The 21,952-nt window shown below is 70.3% G+C and carries 18 protein-coding genes; 11 read left to right on the top strand and 7 right to left on the bottom strand.

All coding sequences use genetic code 11. From position 1 onward, the window contains the following. Window positions 1–190: 190 nt before the first annotated feature. Complete coding sequence (locus ACYVAG_RS12970) at window positions 191–997, bottom strand: thioesterase family protein (protein ID WP_460770270.1); 807 nt, start codon at window positions 995–997, stop codon at window positions 191–193. Between the two features lie 76 nt (window positions 998–1,073). Here ACYVAG_RS12970 and ACYVAG_RS12965 point away from each other — a divergent pair, with 76 nt between their 5' ends. From ACYVAG_RS12965 to ACYVAG_RS12955, 3 genes are all read left to right on the top strand, one after another. Beyond that, window positions 1,074–2,549: a glutamate--cysteine ligase gene (locus ACYVAG_RS12965; protein ID WP_460770268.1), complete on the top strand. Its 1,476-nt coding sequence runs from the start codon at window positions 1,074–1,076 to the stop codon at window positions 2,547–2,549. Continuing rightward, on the top strand, window positions 2,546–2,905 hold the full coding sequence (locus ACYVAG_RS12960; RefSeq protein WP_460770266.1) for a universal stress protein: 360 nt from the start codon (window positions 2,546–2,548) through the stop codon (window positions 2,903–2,905). The genes ACYVAG_RS12965 and ACYVAG_RS12960 overlap by 4 nt, the downstream gene beginning before the upstream one ends. Before the next feature lie 138 nt (window positions 2,906–3,043). Beyond that, window positions 3,044–4,456 (top strand): RNA polymerase sigma factor, encoded by a 1,413-nt coding sequence (locus ACYVAG_RS12955; protein ID WP_460770264.1) that lies wholly within the window; start codon window positions 3,044–3,046, stop codon window positions 4,454–4,456. Between the two features lie 251 nt (window positions 4,457–4,707). On the opposite strand, the gene ACYVAG_RS12950 is transcribed toward ACYVAG_RS12955, so the two are convergent. Continuing rightward, complete coding sequence (locus tag ACYVAG_RS12950) at window positions 4,708–5,226, bottom strand: DUF3817 domain-containing protein (RefSeq protein ID WP_460770263.1); 519 nt, start codon at window positions 5,224–5,226, stop codon at window positions 4,708–4,710. Window positions 5,227–5,324: 98 nt separating this feature from the next. Between ACYVAG_RS12950 and ACYVAG_RS12945 the strand changes: the two genes are divergently transcribed. Both ACYVAG_RS12945 and ACYVAG_RS12940 read left to right on the top strand, forming a co-directional pair. Next, complete coding sequence (locus tag ACYVAG_RS12945; protein WP_460770261.1) at window positions 5,325–6,416, top strand: DUF4185 domain-containing protein; 1,092 nt, start codon at window positions 5,325–5,327, stop codon at window positions 6,414–6,416. A 105-nt stretch (window positions 6,417–6,521) separates the two neighbouring features. Beyond that, entirely contained in the window at window positions 6,522–7,520 is a 999-nt protein-coding gene (locus ACYVAG_RS12940; RefSeq protein ID WP_460770260.1) for an LLM class flavin-dependent oxidoreductase, read from the top strand. A gap of 87 nt (window positions 7,521–7,607) precedes the next feature. On the opposite strand, the gene ACYVAG_RS12935 is transcribed toward ACYVAG_RS12940, so the two are convergent. After that, the gene (locus tag ACYVAG_RS12935) at window positions 7,608–7,802 is read right to left on the bottom strand and encodes a DUF7455 domain-containing protein (RefSeq protein ID WP_460770258.1); all 195 of its coding nucleotides are present in this window, start codon (window positions 7,800–7,802) and stop codon (window positions 7,608–7,610) included. A gap of 248 nt (window positions 7,803–8,050) precedes the next feature. Between ACYVAG_RS12935 and ACYVAG_RS12930 the strand changes: the two genes are divergently transcribed. Then, complete coding sequence (locus ACYVAG_RS12930) at window positions 8,051–10,168, top strand: DNA gyrase/topoisomerase IV subunit B (protein WP_460770256.1); 2,118 nt, start codon at window positions 8,051–8,053, stop codon at window positions 10,166–10,168. Window positions 10,169–10,717: 549 nt separating this feature from the next. On the opposite strand, the gene ACYVAG_RS12925 is transcribed toward ACYVAG_RS12930, so the two are convergent. Continuing rightward, window positions 10,718–11,122, bottom strand: coding sequence for a VOC family protein (locus tag ACYVAG_RS12925; RefSeq protein WP_460770255.1), 405 nt, complete (start codon window positions 11,120–11,122; stop codon window positions 10,718–10,720). A 165-nt stretch (window positions 11,123–11,287) separates the two neighbouring features. Between ACYVAG_RS12925 and ACYVAG_RS12920 the strand changes: the two genes are divergently transcribed. Beyond that, window positions 11,288–12,187, top strand: coding sequence for an NAD(P)/FAD-dependent oxidoreductase (locus tag ACYVAG_RS12920; RefSeq protein ID WP_460770253.1), 900 nt, complete (start codon window positions 11,288–11,290; stop codon window positions 12,185–12,187). A gap of 3 nt (window positions 12,188–12,190) precedes the next feature. Here ACYVAG_RS12920 and ACYVAG_RS12915 read toward each other — a convergent pair whose 3' ends face one another. Continuing rightward, window positions 12,191–12,688: a beta-class carbonic anhydrase gene (locus ACYVAG_RS12915; RefSeq protein WP_460770251.1), complete on the bottom strand. Its 498-nt coding sequence runs from the start codon at window positions 12,686–12,688 to the stop codon at window positions 12,191–12,193. Between the two features lie 157 nt (window positions 12,689–12,845). Between ACYVAG_RS12915 and ACYVAG_RS12910 the strand changes: the two genes are divergently transcribed. Both ACYVAG_RS12910 and ACYVAG_RS12905 read left to right on the top strand, forming a co-directional pair. Further along, window positions 12,846–13,541, top strand: coding sequence for a metallophosphoesterase (locus tag ACYVAG_RS12910; protein WP_460770250.1), 696 nt, complete (start codon window positions 12,846–12,848; stop codon window positions 13,539–13,541). A gap of 292 nt (window positions 13,542–13,833) precedes the next feature. Beyond that, a complete protein-coding gene (locus ACYVAG_RS12905) occupies window positions 13,834–14,781 on the top strand; it encodes a LamG-like jellyroll fold domain-containing protein (RefSeq protein WP_460770290.1) in 948 nt (315 codons plus the stop codon). An 80-nt stretch (window positions 14,782–14,861) separates the two neighbouring features. On the opposite strand, the gene ACYVAG_RS12900 is transcribed toward ACYVAG_RS12905, so the two are convergent. After that, entirely contained in the window at window positions 14,862–17,285 is a 2,424-nt protein-coding gene (locus tag ACYVAG_RS12900; protein ID WP_460770248.1) for a DNA gyrase/topoisomerase IV subunit A, read from the bottom strand. Window positions 17,286–17,382: 97 nt separating this feature from the next. Between ACYVAG_RS12900 and ACYVAG_RS12895 the strand changes: the two genes are divergently transcribed. Continuing rightward, window positions 17,383–18,084 carry an LppM family (lipo)protein gene (locus ACYVAG_RS12895; protein WP_460770246.1) on the top strand — a complete coding sequence of 234 codons (702 nt, stop codon included), beginning with the start codon at window positions 17,383–17,385 and terminating at the stop codon, window positions 18,082–18,084. A 61-nt stretch (window positions 18,085–18,145) separates the two neighbouring features. On the opposite strand, the gene ACYVAG_RS12890 is transcribed toward ACYVAG_RS12895, so the two are convergent. Further along, window positions 18,146–19,189: an App1 family protein gene (locus ACYVAG_RS12890; protein WP_460770245.1), complete on the bottom strand. Its 1,044-nt coding sequence runs from the start codon at window positions 19,187–19,189 to the stop codon at window positions 18,146–18,148. Window positions 19,190–19,251: 62 nt separating this feature from the next. On the opposite strand from ACYVAG_RS12890, the gene ACYVAG_RS12885 reads away from it, so the two are divergent. Then, on the top strand, window positions 19,252–21,900 hold the full coding sequence (locus ACYVAG_RS12885) for a GNAT family N-acetyltransferase (protein WP_460770243.1): 2,649 nt from the start codon (window positions 19,252–19,254) through the stop codon (window positions 21,898–21,900). Window positions 21,901–21,952 lie beyond the last annotated feature (52 nt).

The following is a 21,952-nucleotide window of genomic DNA, read 5'->3' as shown; positions in this document are numbered from 1 at the left end:
AAGGTTTCTCAACACTTCTCACACCTCGTCGTGCGATAGGAAACGCTTCTGCGCGCACCCCTCGGTAAGGGGTTACGGGAGCGTAACCATACTGGCGAGTAGTTAGCCAGAGGTGACCCTCGAATGGGTCATAACCTCTCGCTATGTGAGACGGATCACGTGAGCGTCACCACTCCGGCTCACGTTGGGGTCAGCCCGGCGGGAGCGGGCGTACGGTCAGGATCTGCTCCGAACGGCCGACCGGGCCGTCGAGGTCGTGCAGCGTCGTGGACGTGAGGCCCACGCCGGTCGGGCCGAACGTGACCTCGGTGTCGAAGCCCACCCACGGCCCCCGCGGCGAGCGGAAGAGGTGGATCGTGAGGTCGGTGTTGGGGAACATCCACTCGCGCGGATGGACTCGCGTCGCGATGCCGTTGGCCGTGTCGATGAGCTTGCAGAACTCGGCGGTGGGGGAGACCTGGGCGTCGGCGACGAGTGGCTTGTCGGTGCGGATCCAGACCCGGCCGCGGCCAGGCTCCGACGCGGGGTCCATGCGGCACTCGAGTGAGGCGATGTAGCCGCCGGGCCACTTCGTGGTCGAGTCGTACGGCTCGAACGCGTCCGGACCCGGCATGGACTCCCACGGCGTGCCCGCCACCGGGGTGGAGTCGACGCGGAGCAGGCGCCAGGCCGTCGCCTTCACGACCGCGCGGCCGCGTACGGACAGTGTGGCCTCGAGCAGCTGGATCGTCTTGCCCGGGCGAACGACCTCGACCTCGACCGTGGTCGGCTCGGCCGGGATCTGGCCGAGGATCTCGAAGGTGATCTTCGCCAGCTGCAGGTCGTCGCGCGGCTCGTGCTGTTCGATCGCGTGGATCATCAGCCCGCCGACCGGCGCCATGTGCTGCTCGTGGTCGACCCACGCGCCCTGCACGTGGAGGGTCGGCTGGAAGGTGCCGTCGTCGTTGGCCGTGTAGTAGGCGGCGACATCGGCGTCGAGGTTCATCGGGTTCGTCACGGGCCAACTCTGTCACGGGCCCGCCCCGGTGGGCCGGAATCGGGGAAATGTCGACCTGTACGCAAGACTGTCGCTCATGGGTGACGACATCGGACGCTCCGACTACACCGACGAGGACTTCGCACGCTTCCGGAAGGCGGCCGCGGCCGAGCTGGAGCAGCTGCGGACCATGCTCGACGAGCACGCGTTCGACGAGGCCAATCCGCGGGCCGGCATGGAGCTCGAGATCAACCTCGTGGACGCCAACGAGGAGCCGGCGCTCAACAACGCCGCGGTCCTGCAGGCGATCAACGACCCCCAGTTCGTGCCGGAGCTCGGCCTGTTCAACATCGAGATGAACCTGCCGCCCCGCCAGCTCGGCCCCAGCGGCCTGTCGGCGTTCGAGCACACCATCCGCAGCACCTTCAACGATGCGCGCTCGCGGGCGGGCAGCCTCGGCGTACGCCTGGCCGCCATCGGCATCCTGCCCACGCTGGGGCGGGGCCACCTGACGTCGGACTCGCTGTCGGACAACCTGCGCTACCGCGTCATGGACGAGCAGATGCGGCGCATGCGGGGCGGCCGCCCGGTCGCGCTGGACATCAGCGGCGCCGAGCGCCTCGAGTGGACCGTCGACTCGATCGCCCCGGAGGCGGCCTGCACCTCCCACCAGATCCACCTGCAGGTGGCGCCCTCGGTGTTCCCGGCGTACTGGAACGCCTCGCAGGCCATCGCCGGCATCCAACTGGCCCTGGGCGCGAACTCGCCCTATTTCCTCGGCAGGCGCCTGTGGGCCGAGAGCCGCATCGCGCTGTTCGACCAGTCGACCGACCTGCGGAGCCCCGAGCAGAAGGCCGCCGAGGACAAGCCGCGGGTCTGGTTCGGCGAGCGCTGGATCACCTCGATGGTCGACCTGTTCGAGGAGAACGAGCGCCATTTCGAGCCGATCCTGCCCGAGACCGGCGAGGAGGCGACCGACGCGGTCGAGGACGCGGTGCCGGAGTTCAGCGCACTGTCGATGCTCAATGGCACCGTCTATCGGTGGAACCGCCCCGTCTATGACGTCGCCGGCGGCGCGGCCCACGTCCGCGTCGAGAACCGCGTGCTGCCGGCAGGGCCGACCGTCGTCGACATGCTCGCCAACACCGCCTTCTATGCCGGGCTGACCAGGGCCCTCGCGACGCAGGACCACCCCGTCTGGCGTGACGAGGCGTACGCGGTGGCCGAGCGCAACTTCCTCGCCGGCGCGCGCGACGGCATCGAGGCCACGATCGCCTGGCCCGGGCAGGGCGAGCGGCCCGTACGCGAGCTCGTGCTCGACACGCTGCTGCCGCTGGCGGCCGCCGGCCTCGAGATGTGGGGGGTCGAGCCGGACGACATCGCGACCTATCTCGGCGTGATCGAGGGACGCGCCACGGCCGGGGTGAACGGTGCGTCGTGGCAGGTCGCCGCGGTCGAGGCCCGCGAACGTGCGGGCGAAGGACGAGACGATGCGCTGCGTGGCATGCTGAGGGACTACCTTGCGCTGATGTCCGGCAACGAGCCGGTCCACACCTGGGAGGTCTCTGCATGACAGTGGTGGTCGGATTCTCGACGAAGCCGGAGGGCCACGCGGCGCTCGCCGCCGCGGTGACGGAGTCCCGGCGCCGTGCGACGCGCCTCGTGGTGGTGCCGAACACGGCTGCCGACGCCGAGGCGGTCCCGGAAGCGCTCGCCGGTCAGCAGGTCGCCCACGATGTCGTCGCCCCCAGTGACCTCGGGCTCGTCGGCGAGCGCATCCTCGACGTGGCTGACGAGGTGGGTGCGGAGATCATCATCATCGGCCTGCGCCGCCGGTCGCCCACCGGGAAACTCCTGCTGGGCCTCAACGCCCAGAAGGTCCTGCTCGACGCGGGCGCTCCGGTGATGGCCGTCAAGGCGGACAGCTGACGGCTGCAGGCCCGAACGTGACCGGGGGCCGATTGGTCGAGATTTGGGTCGACGTGCCAGAATGAACCGGTCGGCAGCATTGACACCAGCGTGGTTCTTTGCGCCCGAAAACCAGTCGACCATGGCGAGAGGTTCTTTGTGACGCCCCCCGAAACGCGAGATGCAGCCGTTCCAGCCACCACCGCCCGTGCGGGCGAGGTGAAGGCCCCGGCGAAGGCCCCCGCCAAGAAGGCCGCCGCATCGGCGGCCGGTGAGGCCCCCGCGAAGAAGGCTCCCGCCGCGGCCAAGACGGCGAAGAGCGCACCGGCCAAGACCGCCGCCAAGAAGGCGCCGGCGAAGAAGGCCCCGGCCAAGAAGGCTCCCGCCAAGAAGGCGGCGGCCAAGGGCGACGAGCCCACCGCCGTCGAGGTGCTCGACCAGGTCAAGTCCGGCTCGACCGAGGTCGAGGCCAAGATCGAGGGCGACGACCTCGTCCTCACGGTCGGCAAGAAGCGCACCCTCGACGACGTCGACGAGTCTCAGTTCAAGCCCGAGGTCGCGGCGGTGGAGGAGAAGCAGATCGTCGAGGAGACCCAGGGCTTCTCGCTGTCCGACGCCGACGACGCCGACGAGCCCGAGCAGCAGGTCATGGCCGCCGGCGCGACGGCCGACCCGGTCAAGGACTACCTGAAGCAGATCGGCAAGGTCGCGCTGCTGAACGCCGAGCAGGAGGTCGAGCTCGCCAAGCGCATCGAGGCGGGTCTGTTCGCCGACGAGCGGCTCAACGACTCGGGCACCAAGGTGAAGGCGAACCAGGTCGACGACTACGAGTGGATCGCCGAGGACGGCCGCCGCGCGAAGAACCACCTGTTGGAGGCCAACCTGCGCCTGGTCGTCTCGCTCGCCAAGCGTTACACCGGCCGCGGCATGTTGTTCCTCGACCTGATCCAGGAGGGCAACCTCGGCCTGATCCGTGCGGTCGAGAAGTTCGACTACACCAAGGGCTACAAGTTCTCGACCTATGCGACGTGGTGGATCAAGCAGGCCATCACGCGCGCCATGGCCGACCAGGCCCGCACCATCCGCATCCCGGTGCACATGGTCGAGGTCATCAACAAGCTCGCCCGCGTCCAGCGCCAGATGCTGCAGGACCTGGGCCGCGAGCCCACGCCGGAGGAGCTCGCCAAGGAACTCGACATGACGCCCGAGAAGGTCGTCGAGGTCCAGAAGTACGGCCGCGAACCCATCTCGCTGCACACCCCGCTGGGCGAGGACGGCGACTCCGAGTTCGGCGACCTGATCGAGGACTCCGAGGCGGTCGTGCCGGCCGACGCGGTCAGCTTCACGCTGCTGCAGGAGCAGCTCCACGACGTGCTCGACACGCTCTCGGAGCGCGAGGCGGGCGTGGTCTCGATGCGCTTCGGCCTGACCGACGGCCAGCCGAAGACGCTCGACGAGATCGGCAAGGTCTATGGCGTGACGCGCGAGCGTATCCGCCAGATCGAGTCGAAGACCATGTCGAAGCTGAGGCATCCGTCGCGGTCGCAGGTGCTGCGGGATTATCTGGACTGAGTCATCGCTGTGCACGCAGAACGCCCGGGCCATCGGCCCGGGCGTTCTGCGTTGGTTCGGATCCGTTCCCGGCTCCCCGGTTTCCGGTTTCCGGCTTCGCCGGGTCTCGGGCTTCGCCGGGTCTCGCAACTTGTGCACGCGGGTGCACGTGTTGCGTCTTTTGCCCGGCGTGTCGACCCAACTCGTGCAGCGGTGTGCACAAGTTGGGCGAGGGCGAAGCCCGAGGGCACGCCCACACCCGGGAGGGCAGGTCAGTTCGCGAAGCGCGTCGCCCAGCCCGTCGGCGGGCCCAGCCACAGCAGGAACGCCATGACCGCGCCCAGCACGACGACCGCGAGCGCGATCGCCAGCCACGGGCGGCCCAGCGCGAAACCGCGGATCCGCTCGAGAGCCCCCGCGTCCTCACCGGGAACCGGCTTCCGCCACGGGCCCTCGAGCATGCCGCGGCGCTCGAGCCAGCGGTCGTAGGGGAGGGTCGCGTACGGCACGAAGGTCGTCGCGAAGCCCAGCAGGACAGTGCGCGCACGCCACCCCTGGTTCAGCGCGACGAACACGTTCGTCAGCAGGTACGCAAGGAAGGCCGCGCCGTGGCAGAGCCCGGCGATGCGTACGCCGACCTCCGTCACCCCCGTGTATTTCAGCGCCATGCCGGCCAGTAGGAGCGTCCAGGTGACCATCTCGGCGGTCGCGGCGACGCGGTAGAGCCTTCGCGGCGTCCATCCGCTCTCGGCAGCAGGCGACTGCATCAGGTCGGTCGTGGCGTGGCTCATCAGGCTCCTCGGGGTGCTCGGGTCCCCCCATCCTGCCCGCAGGTCCAAGCCCTGCGTACGGTCCGAACGGACCGAACCTCGCTCGCTACGATGCGCGGGTGAGCGAGAACCCCGCGACCGTACGCGTGACCGAGACGACGCTGCTGGGCAAGGTCACCGGCACCGACTCGACCAACGAGACCCACCTCGGCCTCGGCATCCATGGCACCGACCTCGGCTTCCTCTGGGACGCCGGCGACGACCGGGTGTTCTCGATGTTCGGCGACACCTACGGCGAGGGATGGGGCGGCCACGGAGCGGGGCCCCGCAACGCCGACTGGCGCCGCAACGTCCTGCTGTCGTCGCGATCGCGCGACCTCGAGGGCGAGGGGCTGGTCTTCGACCAGGGCGTGGTGAGGCGTACGCGGGGTGGCGCGGCGCAGGTGATCCGGTCGAGTCGGATGAACATCCCGAGGACGAACTTTCCCGAGCACACGCTGATCCCCAACGGCGGCATCACCGTCGACGGCGTCCACTACGTCCACTGGATGTCGGTGCTGATCTGGCTGCGCGGAGGCCGGTGGCGCACGTTCCAGGCCGGCATCGCCCGCTCCGACGACGACGGCCGCACGTGGACCAAGCCGCTGCGCGGACGCTTCCCGAACCTGCTCGGGCGCAGCCGGTTCCAGGTCGCGACCTTCGCGCGCGAGACCGACCCCGCCGCGGGCGACTGGGTCTACCTCGTCGGGACCAGCAACGGGCGGCACGGGTCCGCGTACGCCGCCCGGACCCGGCCGGACGCCGTCGACCGCGTGTCCGCGTACCGGTATTGGGACGGCGCGGACTGGCAGCCGCGCATGGACCGCGCCGCGCCGATCTTCCCGGGGCCGGTGGGGGAGATGTCGGTGGCCTACCACCACGGTCTGAAGCGCTGGCTCGCGATGCACCTCGACGAGGACCGCGCCGCCATCGTGGTGCGCAGCGCGGAGTCGATCACCGGGCCGTGGTCGGCCGGCGAGATCGCGGCGAGCGGGCAGCAGTTCCCGGCGTTGTACGGCGGCTATCTGCACCCCTGGTTCCTCGACGGCGACACGATCTATTGGCTGATGTCGCAGTGGGCGCCCTACAACGTGTTCCTCATGCGCAGCCGCATCGCGCTGGACGTCCCGGAGCGCGACACCCGCTCCACGGGGTCGACCCCGCTGGGGTGAACCGACGCCCGCCCGGCTGGCGACGGCAGTTCGACCTGCCGTGACAGGGTCATCGATCGGCGGCGTCGCGGGAATAGGGCGCCACACCCGCCGGTTGTCCCTGCCATGACGATCCCTCTCTCCGTCCTGGACCTCGCGATGGTGACCGAAGGGGGGACCAGCGGCGACGCGCTCGGGCGTACGCTCCGCACCGCGCAGCACGCCGACCGGCTCGGCTTCGCGCGCTTCTGGGTGGCCGAGCACCACAACATGCCGCAGATCGCGTCGACCAACCCCGCGGTCCTGATGGCCGCCCTCGCCGCCGCGACCGACCGCATCAAGGTCGGGTCGGGCGGCGTGATGCTGCCCAACCACGCCCCGTACGTCGTGGCCGAGCAGTTCGCGCTGCTCGAGGCGCTGCACCCCGGCCGCATCGACCTCGGCATCGGCCGCGCGCCCGGCACCGACCAGGTGACCGCCCGCGCCCTGCGCCGCGACGGCGGCCAGCTCGGCGTCCAGGAGTTCCCCCAGCACGTGCTCGAGGTCATGGCCTGGCTGGGCGACAACCGGCTCGAGGCCCCGATGGCCGCCCAGCTCGCCGCGACCCCGGTCGCCACGTCGTTCCCGGAGGTCTGGCTGCTCGGCTCGTCGGGGTACGCGGCCCAGCTCGCCGGCATGTTGGGCCTGCGCTACTGCTACGCCCACCACTTCGGCCAGATGGACCCGGTCGCCGTGATGGACAGCTATCGCGCCCACTTCACCCCGTCCCCGACGCTCGCCGAACCCCACGCGATGGTGTGCACGTCGGCGCTGGTCGCCGACACCGCTGACGAAGCGGAGTTCCTGGCCGGTCCGGCACGGGTCTCGGCGCTCAGCCTCCGCACCAACGAGCCGAAGCCCGTCACGACGCCCGAGAAGGCCGCGGAGCGCGAGTGGACCGAGCTCGACCTCGCGCTGCTCGAGCAGTTGCCGGCGATCAAGTTCGTCGGCGAGACCCAGGAGGTCGTGGACCGCCTGCGTGCGTTCTGTGAGCGCATCGGCGTCCAGGAGCTGATGTTGACCGGCTCGACCTACGCCGAGGAGACCAAGCACGCGACCCTGACGGCGATCGCCGAGCGCTGGTGATCGGTGCGGCGTGCGTTCTCGGCGAACGGCCCCCAAACACAGAGGTGCCCCGCGCTCAGCGAGCGCGGGGCACCTCGTGCGTGTGATTCAGACGAGTTTCTCGGACTCGTCCTGGATCTTCAGGGCGACCTGACGGAGCTTGTCGCTGTGTTGCTTCGAGTGGTGGTTGCAGAAGAGCAGCTCGAAGCCGCTCTCCATGACGACGCGGACGTAGGCCTGCGCGCCGCAGCGGTCGCAGCGATCAGCACTGGTCAGGCTGGAGTCGATGACGGTGGTGGTCACGTGGGCCTCTCTTTCTGGGTTCACCCGGTAGGTGTCTCACCCTGAACAACAGGTGGGCCCGGGAGTTTGTTCCCGGCCTGCCGCGTCGGTTGAGTTGTGTCGAGAGTACCCGCGAAGCGGGCGAAGTCCAGCGTGTTCCGGGGGTGTCACCTTCCGGGTCCCGCCGGGTGGCTGAGGACCGCGTACGCATCGTCTGGTCCCCGGCGCGCGTCCCACCGCGCACGGGGTCCGCCGGTTACCCTTCGCGGGTGTCAGAAGCAGCGAACTCCGCCCCGACCCGAGCGACCGGCAAGAAGCAGGCCAACAAGGCCGCCGGCGGCCATGACTACGAGGCCCGCCACCTGCTCGTGCTCGAAGGCCTCGAAGCCGTACGCAAGCGCCCGGCGATGTATATCGGGTCGACCGACACCCGCGGCCTCATGCACTGCCTGTGGGAGATCATCGACAACGCCGTCGACGAGGCCCTGAGCGGGTTCGGCACCGAGATCTTCGTCGCCCTGCGGTCCGACGGGTCGATCCACGTGGCCGACCAGGCCCGCGGCATTCCCGTCGACGTCCACCCCGGCACCGGCCTGTCGGGCGTCGAGGTCGTGTTCACCAAGCTGCACGGCGGCGGCAAGTTCGGCTCGGGGTCCTACAACGCGACCGGAGGCCTGCACGGCGTCGGTGCGTCGGTCGTCAACGCGCTCTCCAGTCGCCTCGACGTGGAGGTCGACCGTGGGGGAGCGACGTACGCGATGTCGTTCCGCCGCGGCGTGCCGGGCACGTTCGACGGCCCCGGGCCGGACGCGGCGTTCACGCCGGGCGCGGGCCTCGCCAAGGTCGGACGCGCCAAGCGCGGGGTGACCGGCACGCGCGTGACCTACTGGCCCGACCGCCAGGTCTTCCTCGCCGACGCCGAACTGTCGCTGACCAAGCTGACCGAGCGCGCGCGCCAGACGTCGTTCCTCGTGCCTGGGCTGGCACTGGTCGTGCGGGACGAGCGCGGCGACGAGGTCGTCGAGGAGATCCACCGCCACGACGGCGGCATCGCGGAGTTCTGTGAGTTCCTCGCGCCCGACGCGCCGCTGACCGACGTGGTGCGCCTGCAGGGTTCCGACGAGTTCACCGAGACCGTCCCGATGCTGGACGACTCGGGTGCGCTGACGCCGACCGACGTCGACCGCACGCTCGAGGTCGACATCGCGCTGCGCTGGGGCAACGGCTATGACACGACGACCCGCTCGTTCGTCAACATCATCGCGACGCCGAAGGGCGGTACGCACGTCAACGGCTATGAGCGCGCCGTCGCGAAGTCGCTGTCGAAGGTGCTGGAGGGCACCCGCCTGCTGAAGTCGGGCGAGGAGATCACCAAGGAGGACGCCCTCGAGGGCCTCACGTCGGTCGTGACCGTACGCCTGGCCGAGCCCCAGTTCGAGGGCCAGACCAAGGAGGTGCTCGGCACGCCCGCGGCCTCGCGCATCGTCGCGAAGATCGTCGAGCGCGAGCTGGGCGAATTCCTGAGCTCGACGAAACAGGCCACCAAGGCTCAGGCCCGCACCGTGCTGGAGAAGGTCGTCTCGGCCTCGCGTACGCGGGTCCAGGCCCGTCAGCACAAGGAGGCCCAGCGGCGGAAGAACGCGCTGGAGAGCTCGACGCTGCCGGCGAAGCTGAAGGACTGCCGCTCCAACGACGTCGAGCGCTGCGAGCTGTTCATCGTGGAGGGCGACTCGGCGCTCGGCACCGCACAGCGCGCGCGGAACTCCGAGTTCCAGGCGCTGCTGCCGATCCGCGGCAAGATCCTCAACGTCCAGAAGGCGTCGGTCGGCGACATGCTGAAGAACGTCGAGTGCGGCCAGATCATCCAGGTCGTCGGCGCCGGCTCGGGGCGGACCTTCGAGCTCGACGCGTCGCGCTACGGCAAGGTCATCTTCATGGCCGACGCCGACTCCGACGGCGCCCACATCCGCTGTCTGCTGGCGACGCTGTTCTTCCGCTACATGAGGCCGCTGGTCGAGGCGGGCCGGGTCTACACCGCCGTCCCGCCGCTGCACCGCTTCGAGTTGGTGAACCCGAAGAAGGGTCTCGACAAATACATCTACACCTACTCCGACGCCGAATATCAGCGCACGGCGGCGATGCTGCAGAAGAAGGGCCAGAACTTCAAGGAACCCCAGCGCTACAAGGGATTGGGCGAGATGGACGCCGACCAGCTGAAGGAGACGACCATGTCGCCGATGCACCGCACGCTGCGGCGCATCACGGTCGACGACGCGGCCGCGGCGGAGGCGACGTTCGAGATGTTGATGGGCAACGAGGTGGCCCCGCGCAAGGAGTTCATCGTGGACGGGGCGTACCAGATCGACGCGGAGCAGATCGACGCGTAGCCAGCTAATTGCGTCGCTCCGCGACGCGTACGGCCTCGCACGCGGAGTTGGATTGCGTCGCTCCGCGACGCGTAGGGCCTCGCGCGCGGGGTTGGATTGCGTCGCTCCGCGACGCGTACGGCCTCGCGCGCACAATCCGGTGTCTTCGGACACTCTTCGCGACGCGGCCGGGCGTGGGCGCTGAGGTTCCTGTCGGTTCGCGGGGCCATGTCGCTCATCGGTCCTCCAGAGACCGGGCGCGCGAGTCCCAGGCGTGGCGGGCCGAGGGACCCTCTCCGGGCGAGCGCCCGCGAGACGAGCCCCCGACGTTCTCCGAGCGAGCGCCAGCGAGACGAGGAGCAGGGGTCCGTCACCTTGGCGAACCGTCCTGCAGTTGGCGAGCGCTGGTTGTCCTCGCGAACGGTGCAACGTTCTCCAACGCAATTTCGACTCGCCAAGTGCAGGAGCGTTCGCGAACCCGGGCCCGCGTTTCGGCGTTTGAGTCCCGAAAGGTGGTTTGAGGCTGTTCGAACCGACTCGAACGACCTTTCGGGACTCAAACGTGTGCCTTCACCTCTGGTTGACGTTGATCGCCCAGGTCAGGCCGAAGCGGTCGGTCAGTTGGCCGTACACGTCGCCCCACTCCTTCGTGTCGATCGGCAGGTGGATCTCGGCGCCCTCCGACAGGCCCGCGAACCAGCGGCGGCCCTGCTCCTCGTCGTCGGTGAAGATGCAGGCCTCGAAGCCCTGGGGCTTGATCTTCTGACCCATGCAGTCGTCGGAGCCATAGAGTGTGGCGCCGTCGCCCAGCTTCAGCTCGGCGTGCATGACCATGTTCGGGTCCATGCCTTCGGCCTGCATGTCGCTCCCGCGCAGGATCGTCGGCTGGGCGTCGAAGACGCTGCCGTAGAAGGCGAACGCGGCGGCACAGTCGTTGTTGGGGAAGTGGACGTAGGGGGCGAGCTGGAGAGCCATGATGCGTGATCCTTTCGGTGCCGGGATGTTCCGGTGACAGCAACGCTAGGGGCGGGCGTACGCCGGCGACTTCTCCGATCGTGCTCGGTCAACCGCCCACTTTAATGAAAAACATTTTCACCTAGGCTACTGTGGAGACATCACCGTCCCACTCCAGGAGCAGCCATGACCGCCACCCACACCCATGACGTCGTCATCATCGGCGGGGGAGCGGCCGGGCTCACCGCAGGCATCCTCCTGGCCCGCGCCCGGCGTGGGGTCGTCGTGGTGGATTCGGGCGAGCCGCGCAACTCGCCCGCCGCGCACGCCCGCGGCTTCCTGAGCCGCGACGGCGTTCCGCCGCAGGAGCTCCTGCGGCTGGGCCGCGAGGAGTTCCTCGGCTTCGGCGGCGAGGTCGTCGACGATCGGGTCGTCGCGCTGGACGCGGACCGGACCGTCCGCACCGAGGGCGGCGTACGCTTGTGCGGCCGCCGCGTACTCCTCGCCACCGGGCTCCGCGACCGGCTGCCCGACCTCCCGGGGGTCGCGGAGCGGTGGGGTCGCGACGTGCTGCACTGCCCCTATTGCCATGGCTATGAGGTCCGCGACCAGCGACTGGTCGTGCTCGGCACCCACCCGATGGCGGCCCACCAGGCGCTGCTCCTGCCGCAGTGGAGCCCGCGCGTCACGTTGCTCAGCCATGAACTCGACCTGACCGATGAACAGCGCGACCAGCTCCGGCGTCGAGGCGTCGAGGTCGTGCCCGGGGGGATCCGCGAACTCGCGGTCGCCGACGACCGCCTCCGGGGCGTGGTGGTCGAGGGTCGCGAGGTGCCCTGCGACGCCGCCTTCCTGTTTCCCCCGCCGGAGGCGCGGGACGGATTCCTCGCCGGGATCGAGCCCGAGCGCGACCAGTTCGGCCTCGTGGTGACCGACGACCAGCAACGCACCACCGTGCCCTGGCTGTTCGCGGCGGGGAACTCGACCAATGCGCGCGCCCAGGTGATCACGGCCGCGGGCGAGGGATCGACCGCAGGGATCGCGATCAACATGGACCTGGTGCTGGACGATCTCGCGGTCAGCTGACCGTCAGAGCACCTGCTCCAGCAGCCCCGTGTCGACGTCGTACAAGAACCCGCCGATCTCCACGCTGGTTCCCTGGAGCAGGGGGTGCGTACGCAGCCGGCGTACGTCATAGGACAGGCCGGCGCGCTGGTCCGGCGTCGTGCCGAGCACCATGCCATGGATGTCGACGCCCGTCGCGTCCTGCACCTTGTCGGCGATGGAGCCGTCGTCGCCCGACGCCATCGCGCAGCGGGTGTGGGGGACGATCATGATGCGGTCGACGTTCAGCAGGTGCACCGACAGGATGCAGCCGACCATGGCGTCCGGAGTGATGCGGCCACCCGGCGTACGCAGGATCTTGGCGTCACCGAGGTGGAGCCCGAGCATGCCGAGGGGCTCGATGCGCGAGTCCATGCAGGTCAGGACCGCGACGCCGGCCCGCGCGATGCCGTCGAAACCCCCGTCGGTGAAGGTCTCGGCGTACGTGCGATTGGCGGCCAGGAGGTCGTCGAAGGCGGACATGGGGCCCAGATTAGTGGCCGGGGCAGGTCCGCGTACGCCGAACCCGGGCAAGGAGACACGACCCGTTCATCCGCTCGTCACCCGACTGCGGCCCACGGGTCGGTCAATCGTCCTACTTTTGCGAGGTCAGACCTCCCGACCCCCCTTTGGAGAACCCATGTCCCTCCCCACCCGCCTCGGCGCGGGGCTGCTCGGCCTTGTCCTGGCCTTCAGCCTGGTGCCGGCGGCCCACGCGTACGACGACTTCACGAGCGATCCCACCGCGAAGGGGAACGCGTCGCGTTTCACGCTCGCGGTCATCCCCGACACCCAGTTCTATGCCCGGTACGCCGATCCGCTCGTCGGCGACAAATACACGCCGCGTTGGGGTTCCGAGCCCTGGGCCGCCCAGACCGAGTGGCTGGTCAAGCACCGCCAGGACTACAACATCGCCTTCACCACCCACCTCGGCGACCTCGTCGACCAGTCCGACAAGCCGGGGCGGTGGCAGGTCGCCTCGAAGGACATGGCGGTGCTCGAGGACGCGAACATGCCCTACAGCGTGCTGGCCGGCAACCACGACCTCGGCTCCGACAACAACTACCTGGAGACCTTTCCCAAGGCGCGGGCTCAACGGCCACCACCACGGCGCCGTGCAGCGCGTGAAGAACAACGCGAGCGGCAAGCCGGTCGTGCAGGCGCTGACGGACTACCAGATGGCGTACGCCGGCGGCAACGGCCAGATGGGCCTCGTCGAGTTCGACCTGACCAACAACCGCATCACCGGCACGGCCTTCTCGCCGTGGGTCCTGAAGAAGCCGACGGCGACGCTGCTGCCGCAGTTCGACCGCGCCCTGCCCGACGAGAAGGGTGACAGCTACTCGATCCCGTTCGACTTCCGCGCCCGCTTCGCCGGCCTCGCCGCCGGCGCCGCCGACCAGCCGTCGCTGACGGCCAAGCTGCGCTCCGACATCCGCAAGCAGTTCACCGATCCGGTCGTCGCCCCGCCGGCGCTCCCGAAGGGCCGGGACGACTACGCCAGGGTCACCGGCACCGCCGCCCACTGGCGCATCGACCCCGAGAAGATCGTCGCGGGCCGTCGCCTGGCCGACGGCGACACGATCCCCGAGGGCGGCCGCATCCTCGACGTCGTCGAGGGCGCCGACATGACGCGCGCGAAGGTCGGCCTGCACGGCGCCACCGGCACCGTCGGCGACGTCACCTATTCGACCGACCACCACCGGCTGTCGTCCGACGGCGGCTCGGTGTGCTTCCCCAACGCCACGCGCAACGGCAACCGGGCCAGCTGGTTCTCCACGGCCGTCGGGCCCGTGATCAACGAGCGCCGGTTCACCCAGGGCTACACCTTCGAGACTTTCATCAAGGTGGACAAGGGATTCACGCCCCATGCCAACCGCTGGATGGTGGCCGCCGGCCGCTCCGGCGACCGCGCCGCCATCACCCCGCTCGACCAGATCGAGGGCGGCGAGCCGCCCATGGCCGTCGCGATCTCGAACCTGCGCGAGGTGCAGTTCTCGTTCATGTCGGCCGTCCGCACGCGGTCCGAGGTCGGAGACGGCTCGGCGTGGTCGGGCGACCTCGACCCAGGCAAGTGGATCCACGTCGCGGTCACCAATGACCCCAAGACCAGGGAGACCACGCTGTTCCTCGACGGCGCCCCGATGTTGCGGTCGGTCAGCGGGCTCGCCGGCATCGAGACCGGCGTGAACAGCGTGTGGACGCTCGGCGCGAACTTCAACAGCGTCGACAAGGTCGACAACGGCTGGCGCGGGTGTGTCGGCGAGACGCGCATGGTCGACCACGTGCTCGACGCCACGCAGTGGCTGACGGCCCGCGCCGTGGTCGTCGCGCCGACCGCGACGCCGACCCCGACGCGTACGCCGACCCCGACGCGTACGCCGGCACCGTCCGTCACTCCGGCACCGTCGGTGACCCCGACCGGTACGCCGGGCTCCCCGGCACCCTCCGGTTCGCCCACGCGTACGCCGGTGCCCACGGCCGCACCCTCGGTGACGACGCCCTCGTCGCCCGCGCCGTCGGCCACGCGCCCGCCGAAGGACAGCGAGGGCGGCCTCGCCAAGACCGGCCGCTGAGCAAGCAGCACAAGAGAACGACGGCGGTCGCCCGTTCGGGCGGCCGCCGTCCTTTCTTGGCTTGGTGGGAAATCCGGCCGTCAGTGGCCGATCGCCGCGATCGGCTGGGTGCCGAGCACGCCGGCGCCGTCGCGGCGCTGGTCGGGCTCGGGCAGCTCGACCGCCGAGCCGTTGGCGGCCCCCGCGATGGCCGGCGCGGGACCGGCCCACGCGACCTGGAGCCGGTCCTCGCCCTTGAGGAACCGGTGGCAGCGGACGCCGCCCGTGGCGCGGCCCTTGCCGGGGAACTGGTCGAAGCCCGTCACCTTGACCGTGCCGGAATCGGTGCCGGGCAACGAATCGGAGCCGCCCGCGACGGTGACCACGACCGAGCCGGACGCGGGCGCGGCGCCGAAGAACAGCACCTCGGCCCCGGCGCCGAGCTTCACGCCCGCGATGCCGCCGCCGGCGCGACCCTGGGGGCGGACGCCCGAGGCCGGGAAGTGGAGGAGCTGGGCGTCGGTGGTGACGAAGACCAGCTCGACCGACTCGTCGGTCAGTTCGAGCGCGCCGACCACGGAATCCTTGTCAGCAAGGGTGATCACGTCCCACTCGTCGCGGCCGAGCGTCTCGGGGCGGACGCGCTTGACCACGCCCGTCGCGGTGCCGAGCGCGAGCCCGAGCGAGTCCTCCGACAGCGTCGTGAGGCAGAGGATGCGCTCGTTCTTCTCGAGGCCGACGAGCTCGGCCAGCGGCGTCCCGCCCTGGAGATTGGGCGCGTTGGCCGTGAGCGGCACGTTGGGCAGATCGATGGCCCCCAGCCGCAGCAGCCGCCCGCGCGACGTGACCACGCCGAAGTCGCCGCGCGCCGTGCAGCGGATCACCGACGTGATGACGTCGTGGCGGGCGCGGGCGGCGCGGTCGGGCAGCGGGGCCGAGGTGTCGACGCGGGCGATCAGTCCGGTCGCCGACAGCATCACCCAACAGGGGTCGTCGGCGACCTCGAGCGGCGCCGCGGAGGCCACGGCGCCCGACGACTCCAGCAGCACCGTGCGCCGCGGCGTACCGAACCGGCGCGCGATCTCCGCCAACTCCTCGTTCACCACACCGCGCAGGCGATCGTCGTTGTCGATGATCTCGTTGAGGGCGGCGATCCGCTTGGCGAGGTCGTCGCGCTCCGACTCCAGCTCGAGCCGCGAGAACTTCGTCAGGCGCCGCAGCTGCATGTCGAGGATGTAGTTGGCCTGCACCTCGCTGAGCTCGAACACCTCGATCAGCTTCGCCCGCGCCGTGGCCACGTCGTCGGACTGGCGGATGATCGCGATGACGTCGTCGATGTCGAGGATCGCGATGAGCAGGCCCTCGACCAGGTGGAGCCGGTCGACGGCCTTGTCGCGGTCGAACGTCGTGCGCCGCAGCGTGACCTCGAGCCGGTGGTCGAGATAGACCGTCAGCAGGTCGCGGAGCGACAGCGTGCGGGGCTGGCCCTCCACCAGGGCGACGTTGTTGATGCCGAACGAGTCCTCGAGCTTCGTCAGCTTGTAGAGCTGCTGCAGCACGGCCTCGGGGTTGAACCCGTTCTTGATCTCGATCTGGAGGTGGGTTCCGGTGTCGAGGTCGGACAGGTCCTTGACATCGGCGATGCCCTGGAGCTTCTTCTTGCCGACCGCGTCCTTGATCTGCTCGATGACCTTCTCGGGGCCGATCGTGTAGGGCAGCTCGGTCACCACGATGCCCTTGCGGCGCGGCGAGACCTGCTCGATGCGCGTGGTGGCGCGGATCTTGAACGAGCCGCGGCCGGTCGCGTACGCGTCCTTGATGCCGTCGAGACCGATGATCTTGCCGCCGGTCGGCAGGTCGGGACCCGGGATGAACTTCATCAGGGTGTCGAGCTGGGCGTTCGGGTGCTTCAGCAGGTGGCGCAGCGCCTGGACGACCTCGATGAGGTTGTGGGGCGGGATGTTGGTCGCCATGCCGACCGCGATGCCGGTCGCGCCGTTCACCAGCAGGTTGGGGAACGCCGCCGGGAGGACGACGGGCTCGGACTCCTTGCCGTCGTAGTTCGGCTTGAAGTCGACGGTGTCCTGGCCGAGCTCGTCGGTCATCGCCAGCGCGGCGGGGGCCAGGCGGCACTCGGTGTAGCGCATCGCGGCCGGTCCGGCGTCCGGCGAGCCGAAGTTGCCGTGGCCGTCGATCACGGGCAGGCGCAGGCTCCAGTCCTGAGCCATGCGGACCAGCGCGTCATAGATCGCGGTGTCGCCGTGGGGGTGGTAGAGGCCCATGACCTGGCCGACGACGCGCGACGACTTCACGTGGCCGCGGTCGGGGCGCAGGCTCATCTCGTCCATCGAGAACAGGATGCGGCGCTGCACCGGCTTCAGCCCGTCGCGGGCGTCGGGCAGGGCCCGGGCGTAGATGACCGAGTACGCGTACTCGAGGAACGAGGTCTGCATCTCCGACGACACGTCGATGTCGATGATCTTCTCGGTGAAGTCGTCATCCACCACGTCGGTGCGTCGAGCCATGCCTCATTCTCTCGGTCAGGTGCTGTGCAGCCGCCAGTCTCCCGCCTGCGGGCGCGCTGATGCGGGATGGCGGCCCCGCGTGTCCTAGGTTGGGGGCATGCGCACGGCCCGTCGCCGCTCGGCGATCCTCCTGCTGGTGCTCGTGATGGCACTTGCCACCGGCTGCACCCGGTTCACCGGTTCGGTGACGGTCAACGCCGACGACTCGGTGTCGATGAACTATGACTTCAGCGTCCCGGACGACCCGGCGAACGCGAAGGGCATCGAGGCCGTGAAGGCGAAGTGTGCGGACAACCGCCGGTTCGGCCAGTTCTTCCGGCCGGTGAAGACCGAGTACGCCGAGGCCGGCCGCGTCGGCTGCCGCATCCGGGGCGACGCCAACCAGCGCCGGCTCGGCCAGGCAGGCATCGCCATCTATCACCAGGACGGCAAGCAGCACTTCTCGTTCGGTGAGGGCATGCTCGAACAGCTCGACCCCGAGGGCCCGAAGTCCGGGCCCGTACGCGGCATCGAGCAGTTCGAGCTCAAGGTCACCTTCCGCGGGAAGGTCGTCAGCCACAGCGGCAGCAGCACGGTCGACGGCACGACCGTGACCTGGCGCGATGCCAACGACCTGCGTACGGGCATCAACGCCGCCGCCCAGGAGCCGGGCCTGTTCGACCGCACGGTGGGCGAGTGGGTGGCGATCGGCGTCGGGGCGGCCGGGCTGTTGGGCTTCCTCGGCTGGGCCGTCGTCGACTCCCTGCGGCGGCCCCGCGTACGCCACACCCCGCCGTGGGGCGGCCCCACGCACCGCTAGTTCAGTCGCACGGCCAGGCGCTTCGACGCGCTGCGCTCGCTCGCGAACGTGAAGGGGTGGTTCAGCCGCGCTGCGCGATGGCGTCCCGCAGCAGGGGCTGGAGCCCCTGGCCGTCAGGCGCGCGCACTTCCGGGACCTCCGGGTCACGCGCGGCCTTGTCCTCCTGGTCGAGCGAGGCGAGCGTGCCGTGGGCGAGCACCTGCTCGCCCGGGGTCAACTGGCGGATGCCGATCACGCGGACGCGGTCGGGGTGGGCCTCGGCGAACTCGCCGTACAGGGCGGGATCGTGCTGGCCGTCGTCGCCGATGAGGATCCACTTGACCTTCGGGAAGTCGATGGCGAGGTCGCGCAGGCACATGCGCTTGTGCTCCTGGCCCGAGCGGAACCAGCCGGAGTTCGTGGGGCCCCAGTCGGTCAGCAGCATGCAGCCGCGCGGGTAGTCGTGGTGGCGGAAGAAGCGCTGCAGCGTCGGGGCCGTGTTCCAGGCGCCGGTGGAGACATACACCACCGGGGCGTCGGGATGGTCGGCGAGGAGGTCGGCGTACAACTCGGCCATGCCGGGGACCGCCTGGCGCGCGTTCTCCTCGAGGACGAACGTGTTCCAGGCCGCGACGAGCGGACGGGGGAGCGAGGTCGTGATGACCGTGTCGTCGATGTCGGAGACCAGGCCCCACTCCTGCTCGGGGTCGATGATCTGCATCGGCACCTGGACCGGGTCGGACCCGCCGGCCTGCAGCGTGATCTCCTGCCAGCCGGGCTGGAGGCCCCGGGCCGGGAGGCGCAGGTCGATGTAGCCGTTGCGGTCGGTCACGACCTCGTAGTCGGTGCCGTTGACCGTGCAGGTGACGGACTGGTTGATCGCCGGGGCCGTCACGAAGTTGCGCCACCCCCGGCGCTCGAGCAGGGTCATGGGCGCCTCGGGGCGCGTGGTCGCGTCGGGTTCCGGCGGCGTCAGGATGACGCGGCCCAGCACCCGGACGAACTTGGACGAGCCATAGCCCGTGTAGCCGATGACGCGCTCCTTCCACCCCCGCCCGCGGACGGTCTGGTCGATCTGGCGGTTCAGCTTGTCCTCGACACGCGCGGCGATGAAGGGCTTCGACATGGGCATGACCCTAAACCGTTCTCGGGTCCGGTGCCGAGTCGGGGGATGGGTAGGCTGGGCCCGTGACCAGCGACGACGACGCCGTGGTCCCGGCGTACCCCGTGGAATGGGAGGCGGACGTCCTCCTGTCGGACGGCAGCGCCGCGCGGCTGCGCCCCATGCGGCCGACCGACAGCGACCTGCTCGTGGCGTTCTATGCCCGGGTGTCGCCCGAATCCAAATACCTGCGCTTCTTCGCGCCCTATCCGGTGCTGTCCGCCGCCGACGTCCACCGCTTCACCCACGTCGACCACACCGATCGGGTGGCGCTGGTGCTCACCGTCGCCGGTGACATGGTGGCGGTCGGCCGCTATGACCGCGTCAACGACTCCGTCGCCGAGGTCGCCTTCCTCGTCGAGGATTCCCAGCAGGGCAAGGGCGTCGGCCAGCTCCTGCTCGAGCACCTCGCCGAGGCCGGGCGCGAGCGCGGGGTCCAGCGGTTCGTCGCCGAGATCCTGCCCCAGAACCGCAAGATGGCCCAGGTCTTCGTCGAGGCCGGCTACACGGTGAAGCGCGAGTTCGAAGACGGCATGATCATGGTCGAGTTCCCGATCTCGCCCACCGACAAGTCGGTCGAGGTGATGTTGCGGCGCGAACACCGCGCCGAGGCCAACTCCGTACGCCGGCTCCTGCACCCGCAGCGGCTGGCCGTGGTCGCGCCCGCCGACCGGGCCGCCCAGGTCGTCACCTCCCTGCTGGAGGGTGGCTTCGAGGGGGCCGTGGTCGCCGTCGCGACCGACGGTGGCACGGTGAACGGCGTGCCCACGGCAGCCACGCTCGCCGACATTGACGGAGGCGTCGACATCGTGGTGACCTCGCTGCCGCGCGAGGGCATGGCCGAGGTGATCGGGTCCGCCCGCGAGGTCGGGGCGTTCGGCCTCTACGTGCTGCACTCCGGCGAATACGGCGGTGAGCAGAACCGTGCCATCGTCGCGCAGGTCAGGGCGGCCGGCATGAGGGCGTTCGGGCCCGACGCGCTCGGCATCATCAACACCTCGCTCGGCCTCAACGCGAGCCCCGCCCCGATGCCCCGCGCCGGCGGCATCGGCATGTTCTGCCAGTCCTCCGGCGTCGGGGTCATCCTGCTGTCGACGGCCATCGAGCAGAACCTCGGCCTCGCGAGCTTCATCTCCTCGGGCCTGTACGCCGACGTCACCGCCAACGACGTCCTGCAGTACTGGATGGACGACGAGGCCACCCGCGTGTGCCTCCTGTCGCTCGACCGCATCGGCAACCCGCGCAAGTTCACCCGCATCGCCCGCGCCCTGGCGTCGAGCAAGCCCGTCGTGCTCTTCGCGCCCGGCAGGTCCGAGCGCGAGGCCCACCTGGGGGCGGCGGCGTCGCTCGTCCGGGCCCCGGAGAAGGCCGTCGACGCGCTGTTCCGCCAGTCCGGCATCATCGTGTGCTCGCGACGCGACAGCATGTATGACGTCGCCCAGATCCTCGCCCGCCAGCCCCTGCCCACCGGCGAGCGCGTGCGCGTCATCACGAACTCGCCCGCGCTGTCGGGCCACATCGCCCGCGTCGGGCTCCGCAACGCGTTGGTCTGCGACGACCCGGTCGTCCTCCCGTCGGGAGCGCCCGCCGACGCGTACGCCCGGGCGGCCCGGGCCGCCCTCGCCGACGGGGCCGTGGACTCGGTCGTGGTCTGCGTGGTGGACATCTTCAGCGCGACGGCCCACGCGACCCACGCGGCGCTCGCCGAGGTCGCGCGCGACGCCGCCAAGCCCGTGCTCGGCGTGTTCGCCGACTTCGTGCGCGTCGACAGCGGCCACGACGACGACGCCGAGGGCGGGCTCCCGACGTTCTCGAGCTATGCCGACGCGATCGCCGCGCTCGGCCAGGTCACCGCGTACGCCCGCTGGCGTGCGGCCGACCACGGCGTGGTGCCCGACCTGGAGGTGGACCGCGCGGCGGCGGGCTCCGTGATCGACGACGCGCTGGCCGACAGCCCGGGGGGACGCACGCTGTCGTCCGACGAGACCGCGCGACTCTTGGGGGCGTACGGCATCCCCGTGGTGCCACGCGTCCACGTGGCGACGCTGGACGACGCGGTGCGCGCCGCCGAGGCCGCGGGCTGGAACGTGGTGCTCAAGGCGACCGACCCCGGCGTACGCGGGCGCCCGGACGCCCCGAGCGTGTTCCGGCACCTCGACTCCGCTGATGAGATGGCCGAGGCCTGGCGCGACCTGGGCCTGCTCGTCGACGAGTTGGGCCTGCGGCCGCCGGAGGGGACCGACCCGCAGCGGCTGGCGGCGCCGGTGGTGCAGGCGATGGTGCCGACGGGCGTGTCGCTGGAGGTACGCAGTCGCGAGGACGCGGGCTTCGGGCCCATCGTCTCGATCGGCCTGTCCGGGATCGCGTCGGACCTCCTCGACGACATCGCCCACCGCGTGCCGCCGCTGACGACCGCCGACGCGGCGACGATGGTCCTCGACCTGCGGGCCGCGCCGACGCTCTTCGAGCACGACGGGGCGCCGGGTGCCGACCTCGCGGCCGTCGAGAACCTGCTGGGGCGCGTCGCGCGCCTCGCGGACGACCACCCCCAACTGGCCGACGTCGACCTGACCCCCTGCATCGCGTCGCCGGGCGGCGTGTGGGTCGTCGGAGCCACGGTGACGGTGGCGCCGACCGCCGACGTGCGCGACGCGCAGTCGCGGAGCCTGGGTTAGGCCACGTTGGCTGAGCGAGCGCCAGCGAGTCGAAGTCACCGTGCCGCCTTCC

Source organism: Mariniluteicoccus flavus (assembly GCF_054776655.1).
The sequence above is the reverse complement of the archived record's forward strand: the minus strand, read 5'-3'. Positions and strand labels throughout refer to the sequence as shown.

Bases quoted from the DNA above. Each gene is read 5' to 3' on its own strand.
- ACYVAG_RS12965 (WP_460770268.1), top strand. From the start codon at position 1,074: ATGGGTGACGACATCGGACGCTCCGACTACACCGACGAGGACTTCGCA.
- ACYVAG_RS12920 (WP_460770253.1), top strand. From the start codon at position 11,288: ATGACCGCCACCCACACCCATGACGTCGTCATCATCGGCGGGGGAGCG.
- ACYVAG_RS12900 (WP_460770248.1), bottom strand. From the start codon at position 17,285: ATGGCTCGACGCACCGACGTGGTGGATGACGACTTCACCGAGAAGATC.
- ACYVAG_RS12895 (WP_460770246.1), top strand. From the start codon at position 17,383: ATGCGCACGGCCCGTCGCCGCTCGGCGATCCTCCTGCTGGTGCTCGTG.
- ACYVAG_RS12905 (WP_460770290.1), top strand. From the start codon at position 13,834: ATGACGCGCGCGAAGGTCGGCCTGCACGGCGCCACCGGCACCGTCGGC.
- ACYVAG_RS12925 (WP_460770255.1), bottom strand. From the start codon at position 11,122: ATGGCTCTCCAGCTCGCCCCCTACGTCCACTTCCCCAACAACGACTGT.
- ACYVAG_RS12940 (WP_460770260.1), top strand. From the start codon at position 6,522: ATGACGATCCCTCTCTCCGTCCTGGACCTCGCGATGGTGACCGAAGGG.
- ACYVAG_RS12910 (WP_460770250.1), top strand. From the start codon at position 12,846: ATGTCCCTCCCCACCCGCCTCGGCGCGGGGCTGCTCGGCCTTGTCCTG.
- ACYVAG_RS12915 (WP_460770251.1), bottom strand. From the start codon at position 12,688: ATGTCCGCCTTCGACGACCTCCTGGCCGCCAATCGCACGTACGCCGAG.
- ACYVAG_RS12960 (WP_460770266.1), top strand. From the start codon at position 2,546: ATGACAGTGGTGGTCGGATTCTCGACGAAGCCGGAGGGCCACGCGGCG.
- ACYVAG_RS12890 (WP_460770245.1), bottom strand. From the start codon at position 19,189: ATGTCGAAGCCCTTCATCGCCGCGCGTGTCGAGGACAAGCTGAACCGC.
- ACYVAG_RS12950 (WP_460770263.1), bottom strand. From the start codon at position 5,226: ATGAGCCACGCCACGACCGACCTGATGCAGTCGCCTGCTGCCGAGAGC.